Genomic DNA, 23,236 nt, shown 5'->3' on the forward strand with positions numbered 1-23,236 from the left:
ATCGCCGGCAAGCCGGCTCCTACGGGATGTGGGCGCCAACAAAAAACCGGCCACTCGGGCCGGTTTTTTTATGTAGCCGGAAGATCAGCGCAGCGACGGACCCTGGAAGCCCATCCACATCGCCAACTGCTCAGCCACGCTGGCGCCCAGTTTCTTCGAGAAGCGATCGAACGGCGATTCCTGAACGGTGAAGTCCACCAGCTCTTTCTCGCCAATCACATCACGTGCTACCGAACTGGCATTACCCAGACCATCGATCAACCCCAACGGCAGCGCCTGCTCACCGGACCAGACCAACCCGGAGAACAACTCCGGATGCTCTTTGTCCTTGAGTCGATCGCCACGACCCGTCTTGACGCTGTTGATGAACTGCTGGTGCGTCGTATCGAGCACGCCCTGCCAGAACCGGGTTTCCTCAGGCTTCTGCGGCTGGAACGGATCGAGGAACGACTTATGCTCGCCCGACGTATAAGTCCGACGCTCGACACCGAGCTTCTCCATGGTGCCGACAAACCCGTAACCGGCCGCCGTCACGCCAATGGAACCCACCAGGCTCGCCTTGTCGGCGTAAATCTGATCCGCCGCACTGGCGATGTAATAAGCACCGGAAGCCCCCAGATCGGAGATTACCGCGTAAACCTTGGTGTCCGGGTTCAAGCCGCGCAACCGGCGAATCTCGTCATACACGTAGCCGGACTGCACCGGACTGCCGCCCGGACTGTTGATGCGCAGGATGACACCTTTGACCTTCTTATCTTCGAAGGCGGCACGCAGGCTACCGACGATGTTGTCAGCGCTGGCGGGCTCCTTGTCGGCGATCATGCCCGTCACTTCGATCAGCGCAGTGTAATTGGCGCTGCGAGTGGCGGCTTTTTCCATGTCCATCAACGGCGTAAACAACACCAGTGCGCCAAACAGGTACACAAAGGTCAGCAACTTGAAGAAAATCCCCCAGCGACGCGACCGACGCTGCTCCTGCACGCTGGCGAGCAGGGTCTTTTCCAACAGCTTCCAGCTTTTCTCGTCACCGCTCTCTGCGCTCGACTTGGCGGGCGCCTTCCATTCGTCGGTCATGGCCATCTACCCCGGCAAAAACGTATTAAGCCCGCTGACTCAGCCAGGCATGCAATTCTGAAAAACGATCAATAGCCAGCGCCGGCTCGAACAATTTCAGCGCTTCAATCGATTGCGCGCCGTAGCTGACCGCCACCGAATCCATGCCGGCGTTGCGCGCCATCTGCAGGTCGAATGACGAATCGCCGACCATCAACGCCTGCTCCGGACGAACTTCGCAATGGGCGAGGATCTGCTCAAGCATCAGTGGATGGGGTTTGCTGGCGGTTTCGTCGGCGGCACGGGTGATGTCGAAATAATCTTCCCAGCCGTGCGACTTCAGCACCCGATCCAGTCCGCGACGCGCCTTGCCGGTGGCAACCGCTAAATGATAACCCTCGGCGCGGAACGCCTCCATCGACTCGACGACCCCTTCGAACAACGGCGAAGGCACCGCTTCAGAGGCGATGTAGTGGTCCGCATAATGCTCGCGAAACGCCACCAGTTCGGTATCGCTGATCTCGGGGTACAGCGTGCGAATCGCTTCCGGCAAACCCAGGCCGATGATGCCTTTGACAGCAAAGTCATCGCGCAACTGAAAACCGGAACGCTCGGACGCTACGTGCATTGCTTCGACAATCCGACCAATGGAATCAGCCAGCGTGCCGTCCCAATCGAAAATCAGCAGTTTGTAATCAGAGGGGTACACTCAGGCGCTCCACAGTCTTGGCCCACATCTCGTCGACAGGCGCCTGCAACTTCAGTTCGCCGCCATCCGGCAGCGGCACGGTCAGCATGTACGCGTGCAGGAACAGGCGTTTGCCGCCCAGATCGCGGATTTCCTTGCTGAAATCGTCATCGCCGTACTTGGTGTCGCCAGCAATGCAATGCCCGGCGTGCAAGGTGTGGACACGGATCTGGTGAGTCCGGCCAGTGATCGGCTTGGCCTCGATCAGGGTGGCAAAGTCGCCGAATCGACGCAGGACCTTGAACACGGTCACCGATTCCTTGCCCTCCTCCTCGTCGACCTCGACCATCCGCTCGCCGGAACGCAGATTGCTCTTGCCCAGCGACGCACGGACTTGCTTGATCGATGCCGCCCAGTTGCCGCGAACCAGCGCCATGTAGCGCTTGTCCACGCCATCACCGCGCAAGGCCGTGTGCAAGTGACGCAGCATGCTGCGTTTCTTGGCGATCATCAGCAGGCCGGAGGTGTCACGGTCAAGGCGGTGAACCAGCTCGAGCTCCTTGCAATCCGGACGCAACTGACGAAAGGCTTCGATCACGCCATAAGTCAGGCCGCTGCCGCCGTGAACCGCAATGCCGCAAGGCTTGTTGATCACGATCAGCGCTTTGTCTTCATAGATAATCGAGGCTTCGAGCCGTTGCAGCAGGCCCTGGGCCAGCGGCACAGGTTCGTCGCGCTCGGGCACGCGAACCGGCGGCACGCGCACGATATCGCCCGCCTGCAGCTTGTATTCGGGCTTGATCCGGCCTTTGTTCACTCGCACTTCGCCTTTACGCAAAATGCGGTAAATCAAGGTCTTGGGCACGCCTTTGAGCCGAGCGAGAAGGAAGTTATCAATACGTTGGCCGGCATATTCCGGCGAGACCTCAAGCAGTTGTACGCCTGGGGTCGAGGGGGCAGTAGTCGTCATGGCGCGGATGATATCAATTTTTTATGGAATTGAAGCACTTAATCATTACTGCTATAGTCGCGAACGCCGCCAAAAGCGGCCTGGACAGCGGACAAACGGTCAAAAACCGGCCCTGACCAATGCAATTCACCAGGACGCGAGGCCGTCCTACGGCGCTTTCGCTACGTAACGGTGGAGTTTGCAGGTGTAACGAGCGCAGGTGACATGAGGCCTGAATCACGCCGCAAAGCAGAGTTTTCACTCGCTACGCGAGCCCATATTCACGGCCAGTTCACAAAGTGCAGTCAGCTGCGAATGACCCCGAGCGAACGCTTCGGAAACAACGCCTAAATTAGCCATGATGCGTGACCTCCCCTTTCGGAGCTCACGGTAAATGCCAACCCGCTGCGGATTCTGCGCGCGGCAGCACCCGAATTATCAGGGATACGTGTAGGGTGGAGATGCACAACCGCTGGACTGTGTAGCAATAGGCTTTATCAAGACGCTTCATCTCGTCCACAGCCGCCGGTTGATTCCTCCTCCTGACTGAGTGCTTAAGTAGCCACAGCAAGCAGGACGCGTACGTCGCGACGAAGGCCCACATTGGCCGGACTTCGCTAGACACGGGAATGGCCAACCACTCCCGACGCACCTGACACCGACCATGAGAAGTCGTGTGTGCCGAACGCCGTTTCCGGCAGCCCGGAAACCGACGGTACTACATGAAAAGAATGCTGATTAACGCAACTCAACCCGAAGAGTTGCGTGTTGCACTGGTAGATGGCCAACGCCTCTACGACCTGGACATCGAATCCGGTGCACGCGAGCAGAAGAAGGCCAACATCTATAAAGGCCGGATTACTCGCATCGAACCAAGCCTTGAGGCTGCCTTTGTCGATTTCGGCTCCGAGCGCCACGGCTTCCTGCCCCTCAAAGAAATCTCCCGCGAATACTTCAAGAAAGCCCCTGAAGGCCGCGTCAACATCAAGGACGTCCTGAGCGAAGGCCAGGAAGTCATCGTTCAGGTCGAAAAAGAAGAACGTGGCAACAAGGGCGCAGCCCTGACCACCTTCATCAGCCTGGCCGGTCGTTACCTGGTTCTGATGCCGAACAACCCGCGTGCCGGCGGTATCTCCCGTCGCATCGAAGGTGAAGAGCGCAACGAACTGCGTGAAGCCCTGAACGGCCTGGTTGCACCGGCCGACATGGGTCTGATCGTGCGCACTGCCGGCCTGGGCCGCAGCAGCGAAGAAATGCAGTGGGACCTCGATTACCTGCTGCAACTCTGGACCGCCATCAAAGAAGCCTCGCTGGATCGCTCCGCGCCATTCCTGATCTACCAGGAAAGCAACGTGATCATCCGCGCCATCCGCGATTACCTGCGCCAGGACATCGGCGAAGTGCTGATCGACAGCGTTGAAGCCCAGGACGAAGCCCTGACCTTCATCCGCCAGGTGATGCCGCAGTACGCCAGCAAGATCAAGCTGTACGAAGACAGCGTTCCGCTGTTCAACCGTTTCCAGATCGAAAGCCAGATCGAGACCGCTTTCCAGCGCGTCGTCGAGCTGCCTTCCGGTGGTTCCATCGTTATCGATCCGACCGAAGCCCTGGTGTCCATCGACATCAACTCGGCGCGCGCCACCAAAGGCAGCGACATCGAAGAAACCGCCCTGCAGACCAACCTTGAAGCCGCCGAAGAAATCGCCCGTCAGTTGCGCCTGCGCGACATCGGCGGCCTGATCGTCATCGACTTCATCGACATGACCCCTGCCAAGAACCAGCGCGCCGTGGAAGAGAAAGTCCGCGAATGCCTGGAAGCCGACCGCGCTCGCGTGCAAGTCGGTCGCATCTCGCGCTTCGGCCTGCTGGAAATGTCCCGTCAGCGCCTGCGTCCATCGCTCGGCGAAAGCAGCGGCATCGTTTGCCCGCGTTGCAACGGCACCGGCATCATCCGTGATGTTGAATCGTTGTCGCTGGCGATCCTGCGCCTGATCGAAGAAGAAGCCCTGAAAGACCGCACCGCCGAAGTTCGCGCACAAGTGCCGATTCCGGTCGCAGCCTTCCTGCTCAACGAAAAACGCAACTCGATCACCAAGATCGAACTGCGCACCCGTGCCCGCATCGTCATTCTGCCGAACGATCACCTCGAAACGCCGCACTTCGAAGTTCAGCGCCTGCGTGATGACAGCCCGGAAGCCAGCATCAACCAGTCCAGCTACGAAATCGCTGCAGCCGCTGCCGAAGTCGAAGAAGTCCAGCCAGCCGCTGCGACCCGCACCCTGGTTCGCCAGGAAGCCGCGGTCAAGACTGCGCCGGCCCGCGCCAACGCTCCGGTTCCGACCGAAGTCGTCGCCGCACCGGTTGCTGCACCAGCCGCCGCGCCAGAGCCAAGCCTGTTCAAAGGCCTGGTGAAGTCGCTGGTCAGCCTGTTCGCTACCAAGGAAGAGCCTGCTGCTCCGGTTGTGGTTGAAAAACCAGCAACCACCGAGCGTCCGGCCCGTAACGAAGAGCGTCGCAACGGTCGTCAGCAGAGCCGCAACCGTAACGGTCGCCGCGATGAAGAACGCAAGCCTCGCGAGGAACGTGCACCGCGTGAAGAACGCGCACCACGTGAGCCACGCGAAGCCCGTGAAGATACCCCGGCAGTCGCTCGCGAAGAACGCGCTCCACGTGAAGAGCGCGCACCACGCGCCCCTCGCGAAGAACGTGCACCGCGCGCGCCTCGTGAAGATCGCAAGCCACGTGGCGAGCGTGAAGAACGCGTTCGTGAACTGCGTGAACCGCTGGACGCCTCCGCTCCGGCTGCTGCCGCTACTACCGCTGCTGCTGAAGAGCGTCCAGCTCGTCAGCCACGTGAAGAGCGTGCGCCACGTCCACCGCGTGAAGAGCGTCAACCACGCGCCGAGCAAGCCGCTGCCGCCGTTGCTGAAGAAGAGCTGACTGGCAACGAAGAGCAACTGCAGGAAGACGGTCAGGAAGGCGCCGAAGGCGATCGTCCACGCCGCCGCTCCCGTGGCCAGCGTCGTCGCAGCAACCGTCGCGAGCGTCAACGCGATGCCAACGGCAACGTGATCGAAGGTTCGGAAGAATCCGAGTCCGCCGAAGGTAACGAAGGCGCCGAAGCACCAAGCGCTGCCGATCTGGCCGCTGGCCTGGCTGTTACCGCAGCCGTTGCCAGCACCGTGATCAGCGCTCCGGCCGAAGCACAGGCCAACGAGCAAGCCGAACGCGCCACTGCCGCCACACTGGAAACTGCTCCAGTCGAAGCGCCAGTCGTTGAAGCGACCACGCCTGTAGAAGTAACTGCCGCTCCAGAAGTCGAAGTGGCTCCGGTTCGTGAAGCACAGCCTGAAGTCGAAGCTGCCGCCGAGCCTGCCGTCGTTGCTGAAACGCCTGCCGTGGTTGCAGAGCCGGTAGTTGAAACCGTCGCTGAAACCGTGACCGAAACCGTTCGTGAAGTTCGCGAAGAGCAAACCGCTTTCAACTGGGTTGCCGAGCCAGCTGTTGCCGAAACGCCAGCTCCAGCGCCAGTCGCTGAGAGCGAAACGACTGAAGCCATGGTTTCCGAGCCAGTAGTGGCTGCTGCCGAGCCTGCTCCAGTGGTTGAAGCGCCGGTTGTCGCTGAAGTGGCTGCACCCGCCGTTGAAGCCGCTCCTGTCAGTGCCCTGACACCAAGTGGCCGCGCACCTAACGACCCGCGTGAAGTGCGTCGTCGCAAGCGTGAAGAAGAGCGCCTGCAGAAGGAAGCCGAACTGGCTGCCGCTGCTGCTCCGGCCGCTGTCGAAGTGGCGCCGGTTGTTGCTGAAGTCGTCGAGGCTGCTCCTACCCCGGCTGCTGAAGTGGCTGCCGAACCAGCTGACTCCGTGATCGACGAAGCTCCACGCTCCGTTCAGGAAGCGGTAGAGCAACACGAGCAAGCCCAGGAAAAAGAGCACGAGCCTAAACCTCTCGTCTGATTCCTTCGGCCACTAAAAAGCCCCGCCTGGTAACCCAGGCGGGGCTTTTTTTATGTCTCCGAATACACCGTCCCCCCTGTAGGAGCGAGCCTGCTCGCGATGGCGCAAGCTGATCCACCGCCATCGCGAGCAGGCTCGCTCCTACAGGGGACTTATGCAGGTTTGAAAATCAGTGATTCAGGCACATCCACATCCCACAACACCCCGGCGTCCTCCACGGCCACCTCAACCACCCGCGCCGACGCAAACAACGGCTTGGCCCCACGATCACCCGACAACGCCATCAATCCCGGTCCAAACACTCTCCCGAAACCAACCGGATGCCCGTACTCGCCATTGATCACCGGAACACTGATCCCGTCATCAGAAATCCCCGCCAACACCTGTTCAACCGTCGACGGCAGAATGAATGGCATGTCCCCCAACACAATCAACCAGCCACCGAGCAGCGGGCACGCTGCCACCCCCGCCGCAATGCTGTCGCCCAAGCCAGTCGATTCGATCAGCACAATCTCGAAACCATACGCCTGAGCCATACGAGCCACTTGCGGGCGATCTTCGGTCGTCACCAGCACGCGTTTCGCCAGCGTGGCCGGCAAACTCACCAGCACCTGCTCGATCACCGAACGAACGGCGCCATCGCGCCCCGTACAGTCCGCCAACAACTTGTCCCGGTCGGCACCCGCCACCTGTCGAAACCGAGTGCCCTGCCCCGCCGCCAACACGATGACGCCGATTCGCCCGCTCATGCCTCCTCCTGCAACGGCTTCTTCTGTTTCAGCTCGACGCCGTTCTTGATCGCAACAATTTCCGCCAGCAGCGACAAGGCGATTTCCGCCGGGGAATGGCTGCCGATGTGCAGACCGATCGGGCCGTGCAAGCGCTCGATGGCCTCTTGGGACAAGCCTAGCTGAGCGAGGTTTTCCCGGCGCTTCAGGCTGTTGACCCGCGAACCCAGCGCGCCGACGTAAAACGCCCTGGAATCGAGCGCCGTCAGCAACGCCATGTCATCCAGGCGCGGATCGTGGGTCAGCGCGACGATGGCCGTGCGTTCGTCGGTCTGGATGTTCAGCACCGCTTCGTCCGGCATACCGGATACGAAGCGCCCGTGCTGTTCTTCCCAGCCGTAGACGAACTCGGTGCGTGGATCGCAGATCAGCACTTCGAAATCCAGCAGCCGCGCCATCTCGGCAACATACCGGGACAATTGCCCCGCGCCGATCAACAACAACCGCCAACGCGGACCGTAAATCGCGCGTAGCGTGGTGCCGTCAAAACTCAGCGCATCGCTCTTGGTCGCCGGCTGCAACGTCACTTCACCGCTCGCGATATCCAGCGAGCGCGCCGTGATTTCATGGGCCTCGCAACTCGCCAGCAACCCGGCAACCCAAGCCGGGTCGCCGACTCGCTCCTCGGTCAGGCGCAACGTGCCGCCGCACGGCAAGCCAAACCGTGCGGCTTCCTCGCGAGTGACGCCGTAAGTGATCAATTGCACCGGCGGCCCGTCAGCCGGAATCCGGCCATCGTGCAGCCGGGCGATCAAGTTATCCTCGACACAACCACCAGACACCGAACCGATCACCACCCCGTCTTCGCGCAAGGCCAACATCGCGCCAGGCGCCCGGGGCGCGGTGCCCCAGGTCTGGACCACGCTGTACAACACCACTCGCTGACCGGCGCGGCGCCACTCCAGCACGCTGCGCAGGACATTCAGATCAACGCTGTCCATCAAGCCTCGGCCTTCTGCCAACCTTGCAGTTGATAACGAACCGGCAAGTCACGGATGCGTTTGCCGGTGGCGGCAAAGATCGCATTGCACAGCGCCGGCGCAATCGGCGGCACGCCAGGTTCACCGACACCACCCAACGGCACGTTGCCCGGTGGTGTGACCAGATGCACGGCGACTTCCTTCGGCGCCAGGGACATGCGCGCCACTTCGTACATATGGAAGTTGTCTTGCTGGACCTTGCCGTCCTTGAAACTGATCTCGCCCAGCACCGCGTTGCCCAGCCCCATCACGCAAGCACCTTCAAACTGCGAACGAATTCGCTCGGGGTTGATCTGCGGGCCGCAATCCACCGCTATATCGGCCTTGTGCACGATCAACGTGCCGTCGTCTTTGACTTCGACCTCGATCACCGCCGCCACGTAAGTGACAAAGCTGTAATGCACCGCCAGTCCCAGGCCTCGGCCCTTCGGCAACTCTCGACCCCAACCCGCAGCTTTCGCGGCGGTTTCAAGGACGGTGCGCATGCGCCCGGTATCGATCGGATAGCGCTCGGGCGACTCGCCGTAGTTCCACTCTTCACTCAACGTACGCGGATCGATCTGACGGTCCGGGCCGAGCAATTTGATCTGGTACTTGAGCGGATCCTGTTTGGCCTTGTGCGCCAACTCATCGACAAAGCACTGGATCGCGAAGCCGTGAGGAATGTTCGACACCGAGCGATACCAGCCGACCCGCGTATGGATCGCCGCTTCCGGGTTCTCCAGGCGCACGTTGGGGATCGCGTAAGCCATGTTGGTGAAGCCCATGCCCAGCTCGAAAGCGGCCTCATGGTTCATGCCCGGCGCGAACAGCGCGGTGATACTCGGCGCTACCGTGCGGTGCAACCAACCCGACGGCAGGCCGTCCTTGTTCAGGCTGGCCTTCAGGTATTCAGCCGAGACGGTATGGAAATACGAACAGTGGATGTCGTCTTCACGGGTCCATTGCACCCGCACCGCCTTACCGGGGAATTCCTTGGCGAGGATCGCCGCTTCGATGATGAAGTCCGGCTTGGACTTGCGGCCGAAACCGCCGCCGAGCAGGGTGACGTGGAAGGTGACGTTATCGAACGGAATGCCCAGGCGTTCGCCGATTCGTTCACGGGTGACCTGCGGCGCCTGGCTTGGCGCCCAGGCTTCGCACACGCCCTCCTTGAAACGGGCGATGGCGACCATCGGTTCCATCGGCGCTTGCGTCAGGTGCGGCAGATAGTAAGAGGCTTCGAGGATGCTGTCGGCGCCGCTCATGGCCTGGTCGATGTTGCCGGTATTGCGCACCACTTTGCCGGGTTTGAGCGACGCCGCTTCAATTTCCTTGCGGTAGGCGATCGAGTCGTAACTGGCGTTGGGGCCGTCGTCCCATTCGATTTTCAGTGCATCGCGGCCCTTGATCGCCGCCCAGGTATTGCTGGCCACCACCGCCACGCCGCCCAATGGCTGAAACTCCGAGGGCAGCGGACGGCCTTCGATCTGGATGACTTTGACCACCCCGGGGACTTTCAGCGCAGCGCTGTCATCCACGGATTTGACCTTGCCGCCGTACACCGCCGGACGTGCAATTGCGGCGTAAAGCATGCCGTCGATATGCACGTCGGCACCGTAGATCGCGCGACCGTTGACGATGTCTGCACCGTCGATGGCCTTGGTGCCTTCCTTGCCGATGTAGCGGAATTCTGACGGTTCCTTGAGCCGCAGGCTGTCACGTGCCGGCACTGCCAGCGCACCGGCAGCGACGGCGAGCGCGCCGTAACCCAGTTCACGACCGCTCGGTTTATGGATGACTTTGTGCAATTGCGCGTGGCACTCGCCGACCGGGACTTTCCACTGTTCGGCGGCCGCCTGTTCGAGCATGGTCCGCGCGGCGGCACCGCAGCGGCGCATCGGCTCGTACCAGTGGCGCATGCTGCGCGAACCGTCGGTGTCCTGGTTGCCGAAGCGCACTTCATCGCCCGGCGCCTGCTGCACTTTCACCAGCGCCCAGTCGGCTTCAAGTTCATCGGCCACGACCATGGTCAGGCTGGTGCGTACGCCCTGGCCCATTTCCGAACGGTTGCAAACCACGGTCACCGTGCCATCCGCAGCGATGCTGACGTACACCTTCGGATCATCGATCCAGCCGTTGGGCATGCCGTCGGCGCCGAATTTCTTTTCCTTCTCGGCTGCGAACGCGTCCTGCCAGCCCCAACTCGCGGCGACCACCAGCGCACTGGTGGCACCGACGCCTTTGAGGAAGCCGCGACGGCTGAGGTTACTCAGGGCGAAATCATTCGGGAACTGGCTCATGCCTTGGCTTCCTTCAGGTGAGTGGATGCCTGGCGGATGGCGGTCTTGATGCGGTTGTAGGTGCCGCAACGGCAAATATTGCCGACCATCGCCTCTTCGATCTGTTCGTCGCTCGGGTTCGGGTTGGTCTTGAGCAGTGCGGTGGCGGACATGATCTGCCCGCCCTGGCAGTAACCGCACTGGGCGACGGCGGTGTCGAGCCAGGCTTGCTGCACGATTTGCCCGACCGGGTCGGCGTGCAGGTTGTCGATGGTGCTGACGTTCTGACCGACTACCGAGCCGATCGGCGTGATGCAGCTGCGTGCCGGGGCGCCTTCGATGTGAATGGTGCAGGCGCCGCACAGGCCCATGCCGCAGCCGAACTTGGTGCCGTTGTAACCGGCCACGTCGCGGATGGCCCAGAGCAGCGGCATGTCCTCGGTGACATCGAGTTGATGGTCTTGACCATTGAGTTTCAGGGTAATCATGGGCACGCCCGCATATTGGTATGGGTTATGGGGTCGAGCAATCTGCCGCTGGGGGATTAGCGGTTGGCATCACGCAGATCGACTCAGGCTAATGAGGCTCTCTTATGCGGACGGAGATGTCTGCATCGGGCCCTTGGTGGAGCAAATGCTTGCATCGTTAGGGGGCTAAGTTAACCCAGCATTAACAAAAAAGCCCTGCACAATCGAAGATGTGCAGGGCTTTGAGATCAGCCTTGAAAGCGTAGCCTCAATACTGATTGGGCTCCATTTCCAGATCGACATGGAAGCGTTCTGAAATGTCCTTTTGGATGCGCTGTGCCAGGTTCAGCAACTGCAGGCCAGTCGCGGCCCCGTAGTTGACCAGCACCAGCGCCTGCAATTTATGCACGCCCGCGTCGGCCTCGCGAAAACCTTTCCACCCTGCCCGCTCGATCAGCCAGCCCGCAGCCAGTTTCATCTGCCCGTCGGGTTGCGCGTAAGCCACCAGGTCCGGGTATTCGCCTTTGAGCCGAGCGACCAGTGCAGCCGGCACCAAGGGATTTTTGAAGAAGCTGCCGGCGTTACCGAGCACCGCCGGGTCCGGGAGCTTTTCGTTGCGGATGCTGCAAATTGCCTGGCTGACGTCGGTGGCGGTCGGGTGATCGATGCCTTGCTCGGTCAGACGCTGACGCACCGGGCCGTACTCCAGATGCAAGTGCTCGGCACGGTCCAGGGCGAACCGAACCCGCAGGATCAACCAACGCCCCGGTTCCTGTTTGAACAGGCTGTCGCGGTAAGCGAAGTTGCATTCGGCCAGCGTGAAGTCGCGCAGCTCGCCAGTCTGGCGGTCCAGCGCGGTCAGGCCGGCGAACACGTCCTTGATCTCGACGCCATAGGCGCCAATGTTCTGCATCGGTGCCGCGCCGACGGTGCCGGGGATCAGGCTGAGGTTTTCCAGACCCGACAACCCCTGCGCCAGGGTGTGTTGCACGAACGGATGCCAAGGCTCGCCGGCTTCGGCTTCGATCACGACCTTGTTGCCGTCGTCGCTCAAAATGCGAATGCCGCGTGTCGCCATGCGCAACACCAGCGACTGGATATCGGCGGTCAGCAGCAGGTTGCTGCCACCACCGATCACCAGCAGCGGCACGTCATGTTCCACCGCATAGGCCAGCGCCTCGCGCACGTCGGCATCGCTGTGAGCCTCGGCAAACAACCGGGCCTGAACGTCCACGCCAAAGCTGTTGTAAGGCTTGAGCGAAACCTGTGGCTGAACCTGCAAACTCATAACCGGCCCTTCAATTCGATCACCAGTCGATCACAGGCACTTTCGATCAAGTCGAGCACCTGCTCAAAGCCTTGGTTGCCATCATAGTAAGGGTCCGGCACTTCATCGACTGGCGACTGGTAGCGGCGCAGGAACAGGTCCAGTTCGGCCTTGGACTTGCCCTTGGCAGGTTGCAGCGCCATGAGGTCACTCAGGTTGCTGTTGTCCATCGCCAGGATCAGGTCGTACGTGGAAAAATCGGCGCGGGTCACTTGCTGGGCGCGCTGCATCGACAGGTCGTAACCGCGCAGCTTGGCCGCGGCCTGGCTGCGTTTGTCCGGCGCCTTGCCGACATGCCAGCCACCGGTGCCGGCAGAGGCGACTTCGACTTGATCGGCCAGCCCCGCTTCACGCAATTTGTACCGCAGCACACCTTCGGCCGTGGGTGAACGGCAGATGTTGCCCAGGCAAACGAACAAAACCCGCATCAGGCCTCCAGCAGGCGACGAACGCGCTCGAGGTCTTCAACCGTATCGACGCCGGTGGGCGGTGCGATCAGCGCGTCGGCGACGTGAATCCGCACGCCGTGCCACAGCGCACGCAGTTGTTCCAGGGATTCGGTGTTTTCCAGCCAGCACGGGCCCCAGCTGACGAAGTCATGCAGGAAACCCGCGCGGTAGGCGTAGATGCCGATGTGGCGGCGATACGGCACGCCTTCCGGCAGCACGTCGCGACTTTTCGCGAACGCGTCCCGAGCCCAAGGCAACGTCGCACGACTGAACGTCAGCGCCAGGCCATTGAGGTCGCTGACCACCTTGACCACATTGGGATTGAACAGGGTTTCGACATCTTCGATCGGCTCAGCCAGCGTGGCCATGCGCGCTTCAGTGTGGGCTGCGAGGTTGGCCGCGACCTGATCGATCACGCTTGGCGGGATCAGCGGTTCATCACCCTGCACGTTGACCACGATCGCGTCGGACGCCAGACCGAGTTTTGCGGCGACTTCGGCCAAACGGTCCGTGCCGGAATTGTGGTCTTCGCGGGTCAGCACCACGTCGGCACCAAACGCGATGCACGCCTCGACAATGCGCGCATCGTCAGTGGCAACTACCACACGCTCGGCGCTGCTTTTGCACGCTTGTTCCCAGACGTGCTGGATCATCGGCTTGCCGGCGATCAGCAGCAGCGGCTTGCCCGGCAGGCGGGTCGAGGCATAACGCGATGGAATGACGACGGTAAAGGCTGTGGTCATTTATCCAGACGCTCGTCGGTGGTCAGGGTGCGAGCTTCGGTTTCGAGCATCACCGGGATGCCGTCGCGAATCGGGTACGCCAGGCCGGCGCCCTTGCTGATCAGCTCGGTTTTGTCGGCGCTGAGCTTGAGCGGGCCTTTGCAGACCGGGCAAGCGAGGATGTCGAGCAATTTGGTGTCCATGAGCATTCCCTGGATATAAACGGTTTAAGGCAAAAGTCGAGCCGGCAACAGGCGCATCAACTGCGTATCGAACCAGGCCACGAAGGCCGGCGATGGCGCAGCATCGACCGCCAGGTACCACCAATCGGCGGCGGCGAAGGCACGGCACTTCACCGCGTCCTTTTCGGTCATCACCAACGGCAATGACGGTGTGAAATTCAAGGCCTGCACGCTGTACTCGGCGTGGTCGGCAAATGCATGCGGAACTGGCTGCCAGTGTAGCGTTTCAAGGGTCGTGAAGAAACGCTGCGGATTGCCGATCCCGGCCACGGCGTGCAGCGCCTGGCCTGCGGGGAAGTGGTCTAGGGGACGGCGTTCGCCGCTGTGCAGGTTGACCAGTTCCGTGGGTTGCAGCTGGAAGGCAAAACCATTGTCGCGATCATCAGTGGCGCCGTTGTACAGCACCGCGTCAACGCTTTGCAGGCGTTCGACCGGTTCGCGCAACGGTCCCGCCGGCAGGCAGCGCTGGTTGCCCAGACCTCGGGCGGCGTCAATCAGCACCAGCTCAAGGTCGCGTGCCAAACGGTAATGTTGCATGCCGTCGTCGGAGAGGATCAGGTCCAGAGGTTCGCTCGCCAGCAGCGCTTTGACCGCACTGCTGCGGTCCGGGTCGATCATCAATGGAATGCCAGTACGCTGGACGATCAGCAGCGGTTCATCGCCAGCGATGTCGGCGCTTTGATCGGCCTCGACGCGCCATGGCAGTTTCGGCGGTTTGGCGCCATAACCACGGCTGACCACGCCGACCCGCAAACCGCTGCGCTGACAATGCTGGATCATCCACAGAATCAGCGGCGTCTTGCCGGTACCGCCCACCGTGATGTTGCCGACGACGATCAGCGGCACCGGTGGCTGATAAATCTCGCCCTCACCCGCCAGAAAGCGTTTGCGCTTGTTCATGACCACGCGCCGGTACAGCCACTCCAGCGGCTGCAACAGCTTCAGGGCCGGATGACCTTGGTACCACGCGGCGAGCAAGCGATCGGACATGGCCATCAGGGCGCGGGCTGCGCCGCCTCGACAGTGGTCATGCGCAGGTGGCTGAAGCCGAGTTTGCCGGCGGCGTCCATGGCGGTGATGACCGATTGATGCTGGGTCTTGCCATCCGCACTGATCGACAGCGGCAGGTTGGTGTCACCGTTGGATTCTTTTTGCAACGCGTCCATGAGCGCGGTCAGATCGTTCTTCTGCAAGACCTGATTGTTCACCGAGAACACGCCTTCGGCGCTGATGGCCACGTCCAGGTGTTTGACCTGCTGGTCTTCGGCAGGCGAACCGCTGACCGCTTCGGGCAGATCGACGCGCAACTGGGTTTCACGGGTGAAGGTAGTGGTCACGACGAAAAACAGCAGCAGGATAAACACCACGTCGATCAGCGACGCGAGGTTGATGTCGACCGTTTCCCGCGGTTTGCGGCGGAATTTCACGCTTTTTTGCCCTCGGTCAGGTCCACGTCACGATCACCCTGCACCACCTCGACCAGCTTGATCGCTTCCTGCTCCATGCCCACCACCAGCTCATCGATGCGGCGTTGCAGGAAACGGTGGAAAAATACCGCCGGGATACCGACCATCAGGCCAGCAGCCGTGGTGATCAAGGCCTTCGAAATACCACCGGCCAGCACGGCGGCGTTGGTGCCCATGCCCGTCCCCATGAACGCGCTGAAAATATCGATCATGCCCAGCACGGTGCCGAGCAAACCCAGCAACGGCGCCATGGCGGCGATGGTGCCCAGCGCATTGATGTAGCGTTCGAGCTCATGAATCACCCGCGCGGCGGCTTCTTCGATGCACTCTTTCATGATCTCGCGACCATGTTTGGAGTTGGCCAGGCCTGCCGCCAGAATCTCGCCCAATGGCGAGTTGGCGCGCAATTCCTTGAGTTTTTCTTTATTGAGTTGTTTGTCCTTGATCCACACCCAGACCTGCCCGAGCAAGTGCTCCGGGGTCACACGACTGGCGCGCAGGGTCCAGAGACGCTCGGCGACGATCGCCATGGCCGCGATGGAACTCAGAATGATCGGCAGCATCATCCAGCCGCCGGATTTGACCAATTCCCACACAGTGACAGTCCCCTCGAAAAAGTGCGCCACTCTAACATAGGGGGTGGACGCACCGAAGACCGTGATGTCGCATCCGGTCGGGCTTTCATAACTCGCGGTTATTGCGTGGAACGCCAGAAACGCCGTTCTTGACGCATCGTCCACGGGGGATAGAAGCGACCGAGGTACAGACGGATGGCGCCCTGCTCGGCGCTGTCATGGATTTCCATACCGCGTTTTTTATAACGAGCCATGACCGTGGGGTGCGGGTGACCGAACGAATTGCCGTTGCCGCGAGAGATCAGCACGGCTTTGGGTTGCAACGCAGTGAGCAACGCCATCGACGACGAGCTGCGGCTACCGTGGTGCGGCGCCTGCAACCAATCGGTGGGCACGGCGAGCGGGCTGTCGAGCAGGGCGCGCTCGGCCGCGCTGTCGATGTCTCCGGTCAGCAATAATCGCTCGCCATTGGCTTCGATTTGCAGCACGCAGGATTTTTGATTGCGGTCCGTGGCCGAAGGCCATTGCCAGAGCTGAAACCTCACGCCGTCCCAGGTCCATTGCTGGCCACTCTCGCAGGCATCGGCGTGCAATTCGGCAGGCAGCGCCAAGGGATCACCGCTGAGCACCTGCTTAATCGGCAAACCATTGGCAACCGCTCGCGCACCGCCAGCATGATCGGCGTCGGCATGGCTGATCAACATCAGGTCGAGTTCGTTCACGCCGAGTTTGCGCAACGCTGGCAGGACCACTCGCTCGCCTAGATCGAAGTCGCCGAAGCGTGGTCCGGTGTCATACAACAGCGTGTGATGGCGAGTTCGCACCAGAATCGCCAACCCTTGGCCGACATCCAGTTGCCAGACTTCGGCGATGCCTTCGGGCAAAAGTGGCCGTGGTGGAAAAACCAGCAACAGCAACAACGGCCAACCCAACGGGCGCAACGGTACACCGCGCGGCATTAACAGAAGAAACGCGCCGAGCATGCCCAGTGCCCATATCCACAATGGAATCGCCACGGGCACCCACGCCGGCAATTGACCGGCCATCAACCCAAGGCCCTTGAACAGCCAGTCGATCAACCCACCTGCCAGCCACAACAAGCCCTCGCCCACATACGGCAGCGGCAACAACAGGGTTCCCAGCAAGGCCGGTGGCAATACCAGCAAACTGATCCAGGGCACCGCCAGCAGATTGGCGACCGGCCCGCTGAGACTGATCGGCAATCCCAACACCAAGAGCAACGGGCCCAGGCCGATCGCGATCAGCCACTGAGCACGGGTCCAGGTTTGCCACCATCGCCACGGCCCCAAGCGACCGCCGAAGGTGAAGATCAACACCGCCACTGCGGCGAAGGACAGCCAAAAACCCGGTTGCAGGCTCGCCAGCGGATCCAGTAACAAAACAGCGTTGAGCGCCAGCAACAGCGGCCACCAGGCGCCAAGGTGACGAAATCGCAGGCGCCACAACAGCACCAGGCCGATCATCACGCAGGCCCGCCGCACCGGCACTTCGAACCCCGCCAGCAGTCCGTAACCAAGGGCGGCGGCGAATGCCAGTGCGCAGGCCCATGGCAGCCACGGCAAGCGGTTCGGCCACACCCCATAACGAGCGAGTCCGGCAATCAGCAGGTAAACCACCCCCGCCAGCAAACCGATGTGCTGTCCGGAAATCACCAGCAAATGCACGGTGCCGGTGTCTTGCAACACCTGCCAATCCTCACGACTCAGCCCGGCGCCATCCCCCAGCACCAACGCAATCAACGCCCCGGTTCGCCCTTGGGCATCCACGGTTTGCAAACGCTGGCGGATGCTGTCGCGCCAGGCCCATCGGGCTTCCCTGAGCCGCTCACCGTCCTTGATCGTTCCGGTAGCGCCGATGCGTTGTGCCAGCAGCCAGGCGTCGTAATCGAAGGCATGAGGATTGAGCAGCCCGGCAGGCCGCTTCAACTTCACCGCGAGCCGCCAGTGTTCACCACTGTGGACCGGCGGTCCGTCATACCAGGCCAGGCGCATCCGTTGCGGCACCTCGGCCTGTCGCGACCGGACGTCTGTCAGTTCGAAGCGCACAACCCCGTCATTGTTCTGCGGCAAACCGGTCACCCGCCCTTCGACCCAACGGGTTTCGCCATCGAGATGCGCTGGCAAACGATCATCCAGCGCCCACTGCGCATTTGCGCCGGCCCAACTGATGCCGAACAGAAAAAAAGCCAATGGGTACGTGCGAAACGGCAGCGCCATCAAACCCGTTACGGGCAACACCAGCCATAACCAGACCGGCGGTAATACCGGCAAAAAACGCAGGGCCAGCAGACCCAACGCCAGCGCCATCATCCCTGTGCGCATACGCCCGTCCTTGAGAGTCCCCTCCTAGGCATAGCCGGCTCGCGGCACGTGCATCGTTATTAATTGTCACAAAGTCTGAATGGGCGGCTCATAGAATCCAGACATACTTGCCGCCTTAACCGACCGAGAAGCCCTATGCCCCGGCGCTTATTCAAACGTTACATGCCAGACCCGATCAGCATCAGGGAACACAAATCCTTACGCTTTCTCGGCACGCTGTTGCATGACCCGAACCTCTGGCATCTCAACCGTCACTCGGTCGCACGGGCGATGGCGGTGGGTTTGTTTGCGGCGTTCCTGCCGATTCCGTTGCAGATGCTGGTGGCGGCGGTTCTGGCCATTGTCGTACGCGGCAATATGCCGATTGCGGTCAGTCTGGTCTGGCTGACTAATCCGATCACTATGCCTGCGGTGTTTTTTTGTACGTATCAGACTGGGGCGTGGTTGATGGACGTCCCGGCTCGTCATCTGCCGGATGAGTTGACCTGGGAGTGGATCAGCGGGGAGCTGTCTACGCTGTGGCAGCCGTTTTTGCTGGGGTCGGTTGTGGTGGGGCTGGTGTTGGGGGCGCTCGCTTATTGCCTGGTGATGATGTATTGGCGGTGGTGGGTGAGTCGGCAGTGGGCTCGGCGCAAGAAGAAGCGGATGTTGTGAATGCGGTAGCTGGGTGGGATTGGCTCGGGGGTACATATCCATTACTGCGGTGACGGCTTCTGGCGGTTTCGCTTTTACAGCGAGTCACTTGGAAGAGCCCCAAGTAACCAAGGGCTCTTGCCCCTTTCGTTCGGTGGCTCGCTAATGCTCGCCATGCCCTCGCTCCGGTCCTGCTCCGTGGGCCCGCCGCGATCGGCCATCCCTGGCCGTGCGCGGCTAACCCGGCATCCATGCCGGGTTGCCCACTACGCAGAACCTCCACTCGGCCTCTCGAGGGGGCGTGCACCTCAAAATCAAAAGCTGAAGGCGAGCTAACGCTCGGCCTGATGAGTGGTGAAAAAGCGAAAGCAAACGCGATTACCTGTAGGAGCGAGGCTTGCCCGCGAAAAACGTCTGGGCGACGCGTTCATTCAGACAGCCCGCGTTATCGTTGGCGTCCATCGCCAGCAAGCTGGCTCCTACAACTTCGACCGTGTGAACCCGATCCCTGTAGGAGCCGGCTTGCTGGCGATGGCGTCCGTCCCGCCAATACATACGTTGACTGAATCACCGCTATCGCCAGCAAGCCGGCTCCTACAGGGGATCGGTGTACATGTCCGGAATGAGTGAACGCATCAGAGAAGGACAACGCGGACAGCTAAAGAGCCAGGTCGGCTTTCAGGCCGCCTCGGCGGCTGTGGCGGTAGTCGCCCCCTCGAGAGGCTGAGCGCAGGTTCTGCGCAGTGGGCAACCCGGCATGGATGCCGGGTTAGCCGCCCCCGGCCATGGATGGCCGATGGCGGCGGGCCCACGGAGCAGGACCGGAGCGAGGGCATGTCGAGCACTAGCGAGGCACCGAACGAAAGGGGCAAAAGCGCTTGGTTACTTGGCGCTTCTCCAAGTGACTCGCCGTAAGGGCGAAACCAATAGCAGCCATGACCACAGCAACGGATATGTACGCTACGGATATGTACCCTTAAGTACGCATCCCCCGCCCACTAACCAACAACCGCGCACACCCGATATACAACACCACCGTCGCCACCAGCATGAACGTAATCGCCACACTGATCCTGATGTCCGAAACACCGAGGATGCCATAGCGAAACGCATTGACCATATGCAAAACAGGGTTCGCCAACGACACCGTCTGCCAAAACGGCGGCAACAACGAGATCGAGTAAAACACCCCGCCCAGATAGGTCAGCGGCGTCAGCACAAACGTCGGAATGATCGAGATATCATCAAAGTTGCGCGCAAACACCGCGTTGATGAAACCCAGCAACGAGAAGATCGTCGCCGTCAGCACCACCACCAGAATGGTCACGCCCAGGTGATGCACCTGCAACTTGGTAAAGAACAGCGACAGCAACGTCACAATGAGCCCGACCATCAACCCGCGCAGCACGCCGCCCAGGGTGTAGCCGATCAGAATCGTGTGCGGCGACACCGGCGACACCATCAATTCCTCGATGGAGCGCTGGAACTTGCTGCCGAAGAAACTCGACACCACGTTGCCGTAGGAGTTGGTGATCACCGACATCATGATCAGCCCCGGCACGATGTACTCCATATAGGTGAAACCACCCATGTCACCGATCTGCCGGCCGATCAGATTGCCGAAGATCACGAAGTACAAAACCATGGTGATCGCCGGCGGCAGCAGCGTCTGCGGCCAGATCCGGGTGAAGCGTTTGACCTCGCGATAAACGATGGTATTGAGCGCGACAAGATTGGGCTGCAGCTCGGAACTCATACCGCCACCTTCGACAGATTTTTCTCCACCAGGGACACGAACAACTCCTCGAGGCGATTGGTTTTGTTACGCAGGCTCAACACTTCGATGTTCTGCTGCGCCAGTTGAGTGAACAGCGCGGTGATGCCCATGGACTTGTCGACCTGGACTTCAAGGGTATGGCCGTCGAGCAAACGGGTCGGGTAACCCAGCAACTGCGGCGCAACGCTCAGCATGTTTTTCGTGTCGAGCAGGAAGGTTTCCACATGCAGCTGCCCAAGCAGCTGTTTCATGCTGGTGTTCTCGACGATCGTGCCGTGGTCGATGATGCCGATGTTGCGGCACAACTGCTCAGCCTCTTCCAGATAGTGCGTGGTGAGGATGATGGTGATGCCTTTCTGGTTCAGCTCGGTGAGGAACGTCCACATCGAACGACGCAGTTCGATATCGACCCCCGCCGTCGGTTCGTCGAGGATCAACAGACGCGGTTCGTGAACCAGCGCGCGGGCGATCATCAAGCGACGCTTCATGCCGCCGGACAGCGAACGCGACGGCACATCGCGCTTGTCCCACAAACCGAGTTGGGTCAGGTATTGCTCGGCGCGCTCCTTGGCGATTTTCGGCGGGATGCCGTAATAACCGGCCTGGGTCACGACGATATCGAAGGTTTTTTCGAACTGGTTGAAGTTGAATTCCTGGGGCACCACGCCGATGGAGCGCTTGAGCTGCGCAGGATTCTTGTCCAGGTCGTTGCCGAAGATATTCACTGTGCCGCTGGTTTTGTTCACCAGGGTCGAGAGAATGCCGATGGTCGTGGATTTGCCGGCGCCGTTGGGGCCGAGCAAGGCGAAAAAGTCACCTTCGGCGACGTCCAGATCGATACCACTCAGGGCCTGGAAACCGTTGCCGTAGGTTTTGGTTAGCTGCCGGATGGACAGAGCGGAACTCATATCGGATTTACGCACCAAGAAGGGAAGAAAGGGATCAATAAGGGCGGGCGGCGAGCATTGCAACCGCGGCGCATGAGCGCAATGGTGCTTGTCGCCGCCACACAAGTACAGTCAAGTGTGTCGATAGTGAGTATTAAGTCAACGCGGTCATGACGGCTTTCTTGTACGCCGCACGCTGCTTCAGCCGTGCATACCAGGCTTCCAGATGTGGCTGCGGGGCACGCTCGATCGGCATCTCGAACCAGGCATAAATGAAGCTGCCGAGAGGAATGTCGCCCATCCCGATTTCATCGCCGGACAAGTACGGTTTGGCCGCCAATGCCTGATCGGCCATTGCCAGCAAGCCATTGCACTCTTTGATTGCGGCGTTGATGGCGGGCCAATCCTGCTGATCTGCAGGTGTGCGCAAGACACCCCAGAACACGGTGCGGAACGGCCCGGCAAAACTTGAAGTGGTCCAGTCCATCCATTTGTCGGCAGTGGCGCGGGCCTTCAGATCCGAGGGATACCAGGCGGTGTCGTTGGCGTGGCGAGCCATCAGGTAACGCACGATGGCGTTGGATTCCCACAGCACGAAACCGTCGTCTTCAATCACCGGCACGCGACCGTTGGGGTTCATCGCACGATACTCGGGCGTATCGACCACGCCAAAGGCGCCGCCCGCATCGATGGCTTCATAGGCCAGGCCCAGTTCTTCGGCGGCCCACAAAGGTTTTCTGACATTCGACGAATTTTTCCGACCCCAGATCTTCAGCATGACCGCCTCTTGATTGATGAATGCGCAGGCAGCATACGCCGGATCAGCCGCGACTCAAATCGCTCTGCATATCCCCCAACAGCTGCGGCAACTGTTCGCTGAACAAGTGCGGATAGCACTTTTCCAGGTGTTCGAAAAAGAACGCCTCCGGCACATCGGTGAACTGACCGTGATCGATCAGGTACTCCATCAGTTGCTCGCCATCACGATTGAACGGGTGGAAAACGCTGTCGTTGATCCCGTCGAATTCCAGTGGCGCAACGTTGAACATTTCGCAGAGTTTCTGATTGAACGCCGGCGTGGCTTTGACCCAGCGATCGTTCAGGAACAGCTCTGTATAACCATGCATGGCGAACACGTCACTCTTGAGCAATTCCAGCAAACGCGGGGTCGACAAGTGATTGCGCACATCCGCCAGACCGATCCGCGCGGGAATTCCGCAATGCCGCGCCGCACCGGCGAGCAGCGTGGCCTTGGGCACGCAATAACTCTCACCGGTCGCCAGCGCATAACTGCCGCGCAAGGTCTCTGGATCGCGGCTGAACGTGTAAGGGTTGTAACGCACGGCCTCGCGCACTGCGTAATAGAGATTGATCGCCTGCTCGAGCGGGTCGCGGTTACTGCCGCGATGTTTTTCGGCGAACTCCACCACCGACGGGTGGTCACTATCGATGAAGCGGCCGGGACGCAGATACTCGTGCATGAGGACAATCTCCTGAGGAAGCCACGAGTCTAGCGACAGGTTCAGCACAGAGATAACGACGTTTCGGCCAAACATGGACGCTTTGCCGCCCGCCCGGCGAACGATTTGCCCGGCCCGATGCCAATCGGTCCTACAAAACTCATCGAAGGTTTCCCACGATTTCAATCACCTCGCTCTGACCACCCTGTTTTGC

At 60.8% G+C, this 23,236-nt stretch carries 21 protein-coding genes; 2 read left to right on the forward strand and 19 right to left on the reverse strand.

Translation table 11 applies throughout. The annotated features are described in order from the left end of the window. Positions 1 to 84 precede the first annotated feature (84 nt). The 3 genes from sppA to rluC are packed head-to-tail and all read right to left on the reverse strand — an operon-like array spanning position 85 to position 2,711. Complete coding sequence (sppA, locus tag IB254_RS26020) at positions 85 to 1,074, reverse strand: signal peptide peptidase SppA (protein ID WP_192420242.1); 990 nt, start codon at positions 1,072 to 1,074, stop codon at positions 85 to 87. Positions 1,075 to 1,099: 25 nt separating this feature from the next. Next, positions 1,100 to 1,762 carry an HAD-IA family hydrolase gene (locus IB254_RS26025; protein WP_192420244.1) on the reverse strand — a complete coding sequence of 221 codons (663 nt, stop codon included), beginning with the start codon at positions 1,760 to 1,762 and terminating at the stop codon, positions 1,100 to 1,102. Continuing rightward, a complete protein-coding gene (gene rluC, locus IB254_RS26030) occupies positions 1,749 to 2,711 on the reverse strand; it encodes a 23S rRNA pseudouridine(955/2504/2580) synthase RluC (protein ID WP_192420246.1) in 963 nt (320 codons plus the stop codon). Before rluC ends, IB254_RS26025 begins: the two co-directional genes overlap by 14 nt. Before the next feature lie 701 nt (positions 2,712 to 3,412). Here rluC and rne point away from each other — a divergent pair. Further along, positions 3,413 to 6,646 (forward strand): ribonuclease E, encoded by a 3,234-nt coding sequence (gene rne / locus IB254_RS26035; RefSeq protein WP_192420248.1) that lies wholly within the window; start codon positions 3,413 to 3,415, stop codon positions 6,644 to 6,646. A 152-nt stretch (positions 6,647 to 6,798) separates the two neighbouring features. On the opposite strand, the gene IB254_RS26040 is transcribed toward rne, so the two are convergent. From IB254_RS26040 to IB254_RS26095, 12 genes are all read right to left on the reverse strand, one after another. Beyond that, positions 6,799 to 7,395, reverse strand: coding sequence for an NTP transferase domain-containing protein (locus IB254_RS26040; RefSeq protein WP_192420250.1), 597 nt, complete (start codon positions 7,393 to 7,395; stop codon positions 6,799 to 6,801). Further along, positions 7,392 to 8,375 carry an XdhC family protein gene (locus IB254_RS26045; RefSeq protein ID WP_192420252.1) on the reverse strand — a complete coding sequence of 328 codons (984 nt, stop codon included), beginning with the start codon at positions 8,373 to 8,375 and terminating at the stop codon, positions 7,392 to 7,394. The genes IB254_RS26040 and IB254_RS26045 overlap by 4 nt, the downstream gene beginning before the upstream one ends. After that, a complete protein-coding gene (locus tag IB254_RS26050) occupies positions 8,375 to 10,696 on the reverse strand; it encodes a xanthine dehydrogenase family protein molybdopterin-binding subunit (protein ID WP_192420254.1) in 2,322 nt (773 codons plus the stop codon). Before IB254_RS26050 ends, IB254_RS26045 begins: the two co-directional genes overlap by 1 nt. Continuing rightward, complete coding sequence (locus tag IB254_RS26055) at positions 10,693 to 11,163, reverse strand: (2Fe-2S)-binding protein (RefSeq protein WP_008031566.1); 471 nt, start codon at positions 11,161 to 11,163, stop codon at positions 10,693 to 10,695. Before IB254_RS26055 ends, IB254_RS26050 begins: the two co-directional genes overlap by 4 nt. 247 nt (positions 11,164 to 11,410) lie before the next feature. Further along, positions 11,411 to 12,430 (reverse strand): UDP-N-acetylmuramate dehydrogenase, encoded by a 1,020-nt coding sequence (gene murB, locus IB254_RS26060; RefSeq protein ID WP_192420256.1) that lies wholly within the window; start codon positions 12,428 to 12,430, stop codon positions 11,411 to 11,413. Next, complete coding sequence (locus IB254_RS26065; protein ID WP_192420258.1) at positions 12,427 to 12,897, reverse strand: low molecular weight protein-tyrosine-phosphatase; 471 nt, start codon at positions 12,895 to 12,897, stop codon at positions 12,427 to 12,429. The genes murB and IB254_RS26065 overlap by 4 nt, the downstream gene beginning before the upstream one ends. Further along, positions 12,897 to 13,661: a 3-deoxy-manno-octulosonate cytidylyltransferase gene (kdsB, locus tag IB254_RS26070; RefSeq protein WP_192420260.1), complete on the reverse strand. Its 765-nt coding sequence runs from the start codon at positions 13,659 to 13,661 to the stop codon at positions 12,897 to 12,899. The genes IB254_RS26065 and kdsB overlap by 1 nt, the downstream gene beginning before the upstream one ends. Beyond that, positions 13,658 to 13,843, reverse strand: coding sequence for a Trm112 family protein (locus IB254_RS26075; protein WP_007945752.1), 186 nt, complete (start codon positions 13,841 to 13,843; stop codon positions 13,658 to 13,660). The genes kdsB and IB254_RS26075 overlap by 4 nt, the downstream gene beginning before the upstream one ends. Positions 13,844 to 13,867: 24 nt before the next feature. After that, the gene (lpxK, locus tag IB254_RS26080) at positions 13,868 to 14,878 is read right to left on the reverse strand and encodes a tetraacyldisaccharide 4'-kinase (RefSeq protein WP_192420262.1); all 1,011 of its coding nucleotides are present in this window, start codon (positions 14,876 to 14,878) and stop codon (positions 13,868 to 13,870) included. Next, positions 14,878 to 15,309: an ExbD/TolR family protein gene (locus tag IB254_RS26085; protein ID WP_008031559.1), complete on the reverse strand. Its 432-nt coding sequence runs from the start codon at positions 15,307 to 15,309 to the stop codon at positions 14,878 to 14,880. The genes lpxK and IB254_RS26085 overlap by 1 nt, the downstream gene beginning before the upstream one ends. Then, the gene (locus tag IB254_RS26090) at positions 15,306 to 15,944 is read right to left on the reverse strand and encodes a MotA/TolQ/ExbB proton channel family protein (RefSeq protein ID WP_192420264.1); all 639 of its coding nucleotides are present in this window, start codon (positions 15,942 to 15,944) and stop codon (positions 15,306 to 15,308) included. The genes IB254_RS26085 and IB254_RS26090 overlap by 4 nt, the downstream gene beginning before the upstream one ends. Before the next feature lie 98 nt (positions 15,945 to 16,042). After that, positions 16,043 to 18,265: a DNA internalization-related competence protein ComEC/Rec2 gene (locus tag IB254_RS26095; protein ID WP_192420267.1), complete on the reverse strand. Its 2,223-nt coding sequence runs from the start codon at positions 18,263 to 18,265 to the stop codon at positions 16,043 to 16,045. Positions 18,266 to 18,400: 135 nt separating this feature from the next. Between IB254_RS26095 and IB254_RS26100 the strand changes: the two genes are divergently transcribed. Next, positions 18,401 to 18,919 carry a DUF2062 domain-containing protein gene (locus tag IB254_RS26100; protein ID WP_008031552.1) on the forward strand — a complete coding sequence of 173 codons (519 nt, stop codon included), beginning with the start codon at positions 18,401 to 18,403 and terminating at the stop codon, positions 18,917 to 18,919. A 955-nt stretch (positions 18,920 to 19,874) separates the two neighbouring features. On the opposite strand, the gene IB254_RS26105 is transcribed toward IB254_RS26100, so the two are convergent. From IB254_RS26105 to IB254_RS26120, 4 genes are all read right to left on the reverse strand, one after another. Beyond that, a complete protein-coding gene (locus tag IB254_RS26105; RefSeq protein ID WP_008032943.1) occupies positions 19,875 to 20,654 on the reverse strand; it encodes an ABC transporter permease in 780 nt (259 codons plus the stop codon). Next, positions 20,651 to 21,583 (reverse strand): ABC transporter ATP-binding protein, encoded by a 933-nt coding sequence (locus IB254_RS26110; RefSeq protein ID WP_008032944.1) that lies wholly within the window; start codon positions 21,581 to 21,583, stop codon positions 20,651 to 20,653. The genes IB254_RS26105 and IB254_RS26110 overlap by 4 nt, the downstream gene beginning before the upstream one ends. Positions 21,584 to 21,716: 133 nt before the next feature. Beyond that, on the reverse strand, positions 21,717 to 22,340 hold the full coding sequence (locus IB254_RS26115) for a glutathione S-transferase family protein (RefSeq protein WP_192420268.1): 624 nt from the start codon (positions 22,338 to 22,340) through the stop codon (positions 21,717 to 21,719). A gap of 43 nt (positions 22,341 to 22,383) precedes the next feature. Next, complete coding sequence (locus IB254_RS26120) at positions 22,384 to 23,043, reverse strand: transglutaminase-like domain-containing protein (protein WP_192420270.1); 660 nt, start codon at positions 23,041 to 23,043, stop codon at positions 22,384 to 22,386. Positions 23,044 to 23,236: the final 193 nt, after the last annotated feature.

The sequence above is a fragment of the Pseudomonas sp. PDM03 genome, assembly GCF_014852385.1.
In the GTDB taxonomy this organism is placed as follows: Bacteria; Pseudomonadota; Gammaproteobacteria; order Pseudomonadales; family Pseudomonadaceae; genus Aquipseudomonas; species Aquipseudomonas migulae.

Bases quoted from the DNA above. Each gene is read 5' to 3' on its own strand.
- IB254_RS26045 (WP_192420252.1), bottom strand. From the start codon at position 8,375: ATGGACAGCGTTGATCTGAATGTCCTGCGCAGCGTGCTGGAGTGGCGC.
- IB254_RS26055 (WP_008031566.1), bottom strand. From the start codon at position 11,163: ATGATTACCCTGAAACTCAATGGTCAAGACCATCAACTCGATGTCACC.
- IB254_RS26075 (WP_007945752.1), bottom strand. From the start codon at position 13,843: ATGGACACCAAATTGCTCGACATCCTCGCTTGCCCGGTCTGCAAAGGC.
- rne (WP_192420248.1), top strand. From the start codon at position 3,413: ATGAAAAGAATGCTGATTAACGCAACTCAACCCGAAGAGTTGCGTGTT.
- IB254_RS26040 (WP_192420250.1), bottom strand. From the start codon at position 7,395: ATGAGCGGGCGAATCGGCGTCATCGTGTTGGCGGCGGGGCAGGGCACT.
- lpxK (WP_192420262.1), bottom strand. From the start codon at position 14,878: ATGGCCATGTCCGATCGCTTGCTCGCCGCGTGGTACCAAGGTCATCCG.
- rluC (WP_192420246.1), bottom strand. From the start codon at position 2,711: ATGACGACTACTGCCCCCTCGACCCCAGGCGTACAACTGCTTGAGGTC.
- IB254_RS26095 (WP_192420267.1), bottom strand. From the start codon at position 18,265: ATGCGCACAGGGATGATGGCGCTGGCGTTGGGTCTGCTGGCCCTGCGT.
- IB254_RS26115 (WP_192420268.1), bottom strand. From the start codon at position 22,340: ATGCTGAAGATCTGGGGTCGGAAAAATTCGTCGAATGTCAGAAAACCT.
- kdsB (WP_192420260.1), bottom strand. From the start codon at position 13,661: ATGACCACAGCCTTTACCGTCGTCATTCCATCGCGTTATGCCTCGACC.
- IB254_RS26065 (WP_192420258.1), bottom strand. From the start codon at position 12,897: ATGCGGGTTTTGTTCGTTTGCCTGGGCAACATCTGCCGTTCACCCACG.
- sppA (WP_192420242.1), bottom strand. From the start codon at position 1,074: ATGACCGACGAATGGAAGGCGCCCGCCAAGTCGAGCGCAGAGAGCGGT.
- murB (WP_192420256.1), bottom strand. From the start codon at position 12,430: ATGAGTTTGCAGGTTCAGCCACAGGTTTCGCTCAAGCCTTACAACAGC.
- IB254_RS26050 (WP_192420254.1), bottom strand. From the start codon at position 10,696: ATGAGCCAGTTCCCGAATGATTTCGCCCTGAGTAACCTCAGCCGTCGC.
- IB254_RS26105 (WP_008032943.1), bottom strand. From the start codon at position 20,654: ATGAGTTCCGAGCTGCAGCCCAATCTTGTCGCGCTCAATACCATCGTT.
- IB254_RS26100 (WP_008031552.1), top strand. From the start codon at position 18,401: ATGCCCCGGCGCTTATTCAAACGTTACATGCCAGACCCGATCAGCATC.
- IB254_RS26110 (WP_008032944.1), bottom strand. From the start codon at position 21,583: ATGAGTTCCGCTCTGTCCATCCGGCAGCTAACCAAAACCTACGGCAAC.
- IB254_RS26120 (WP_192420270.1), bottom strand. From the start codon at position 23,043: ATGCACGAGTATCTGCGTCCCGGCCGCTTCATCGATAGTGACCACCCG.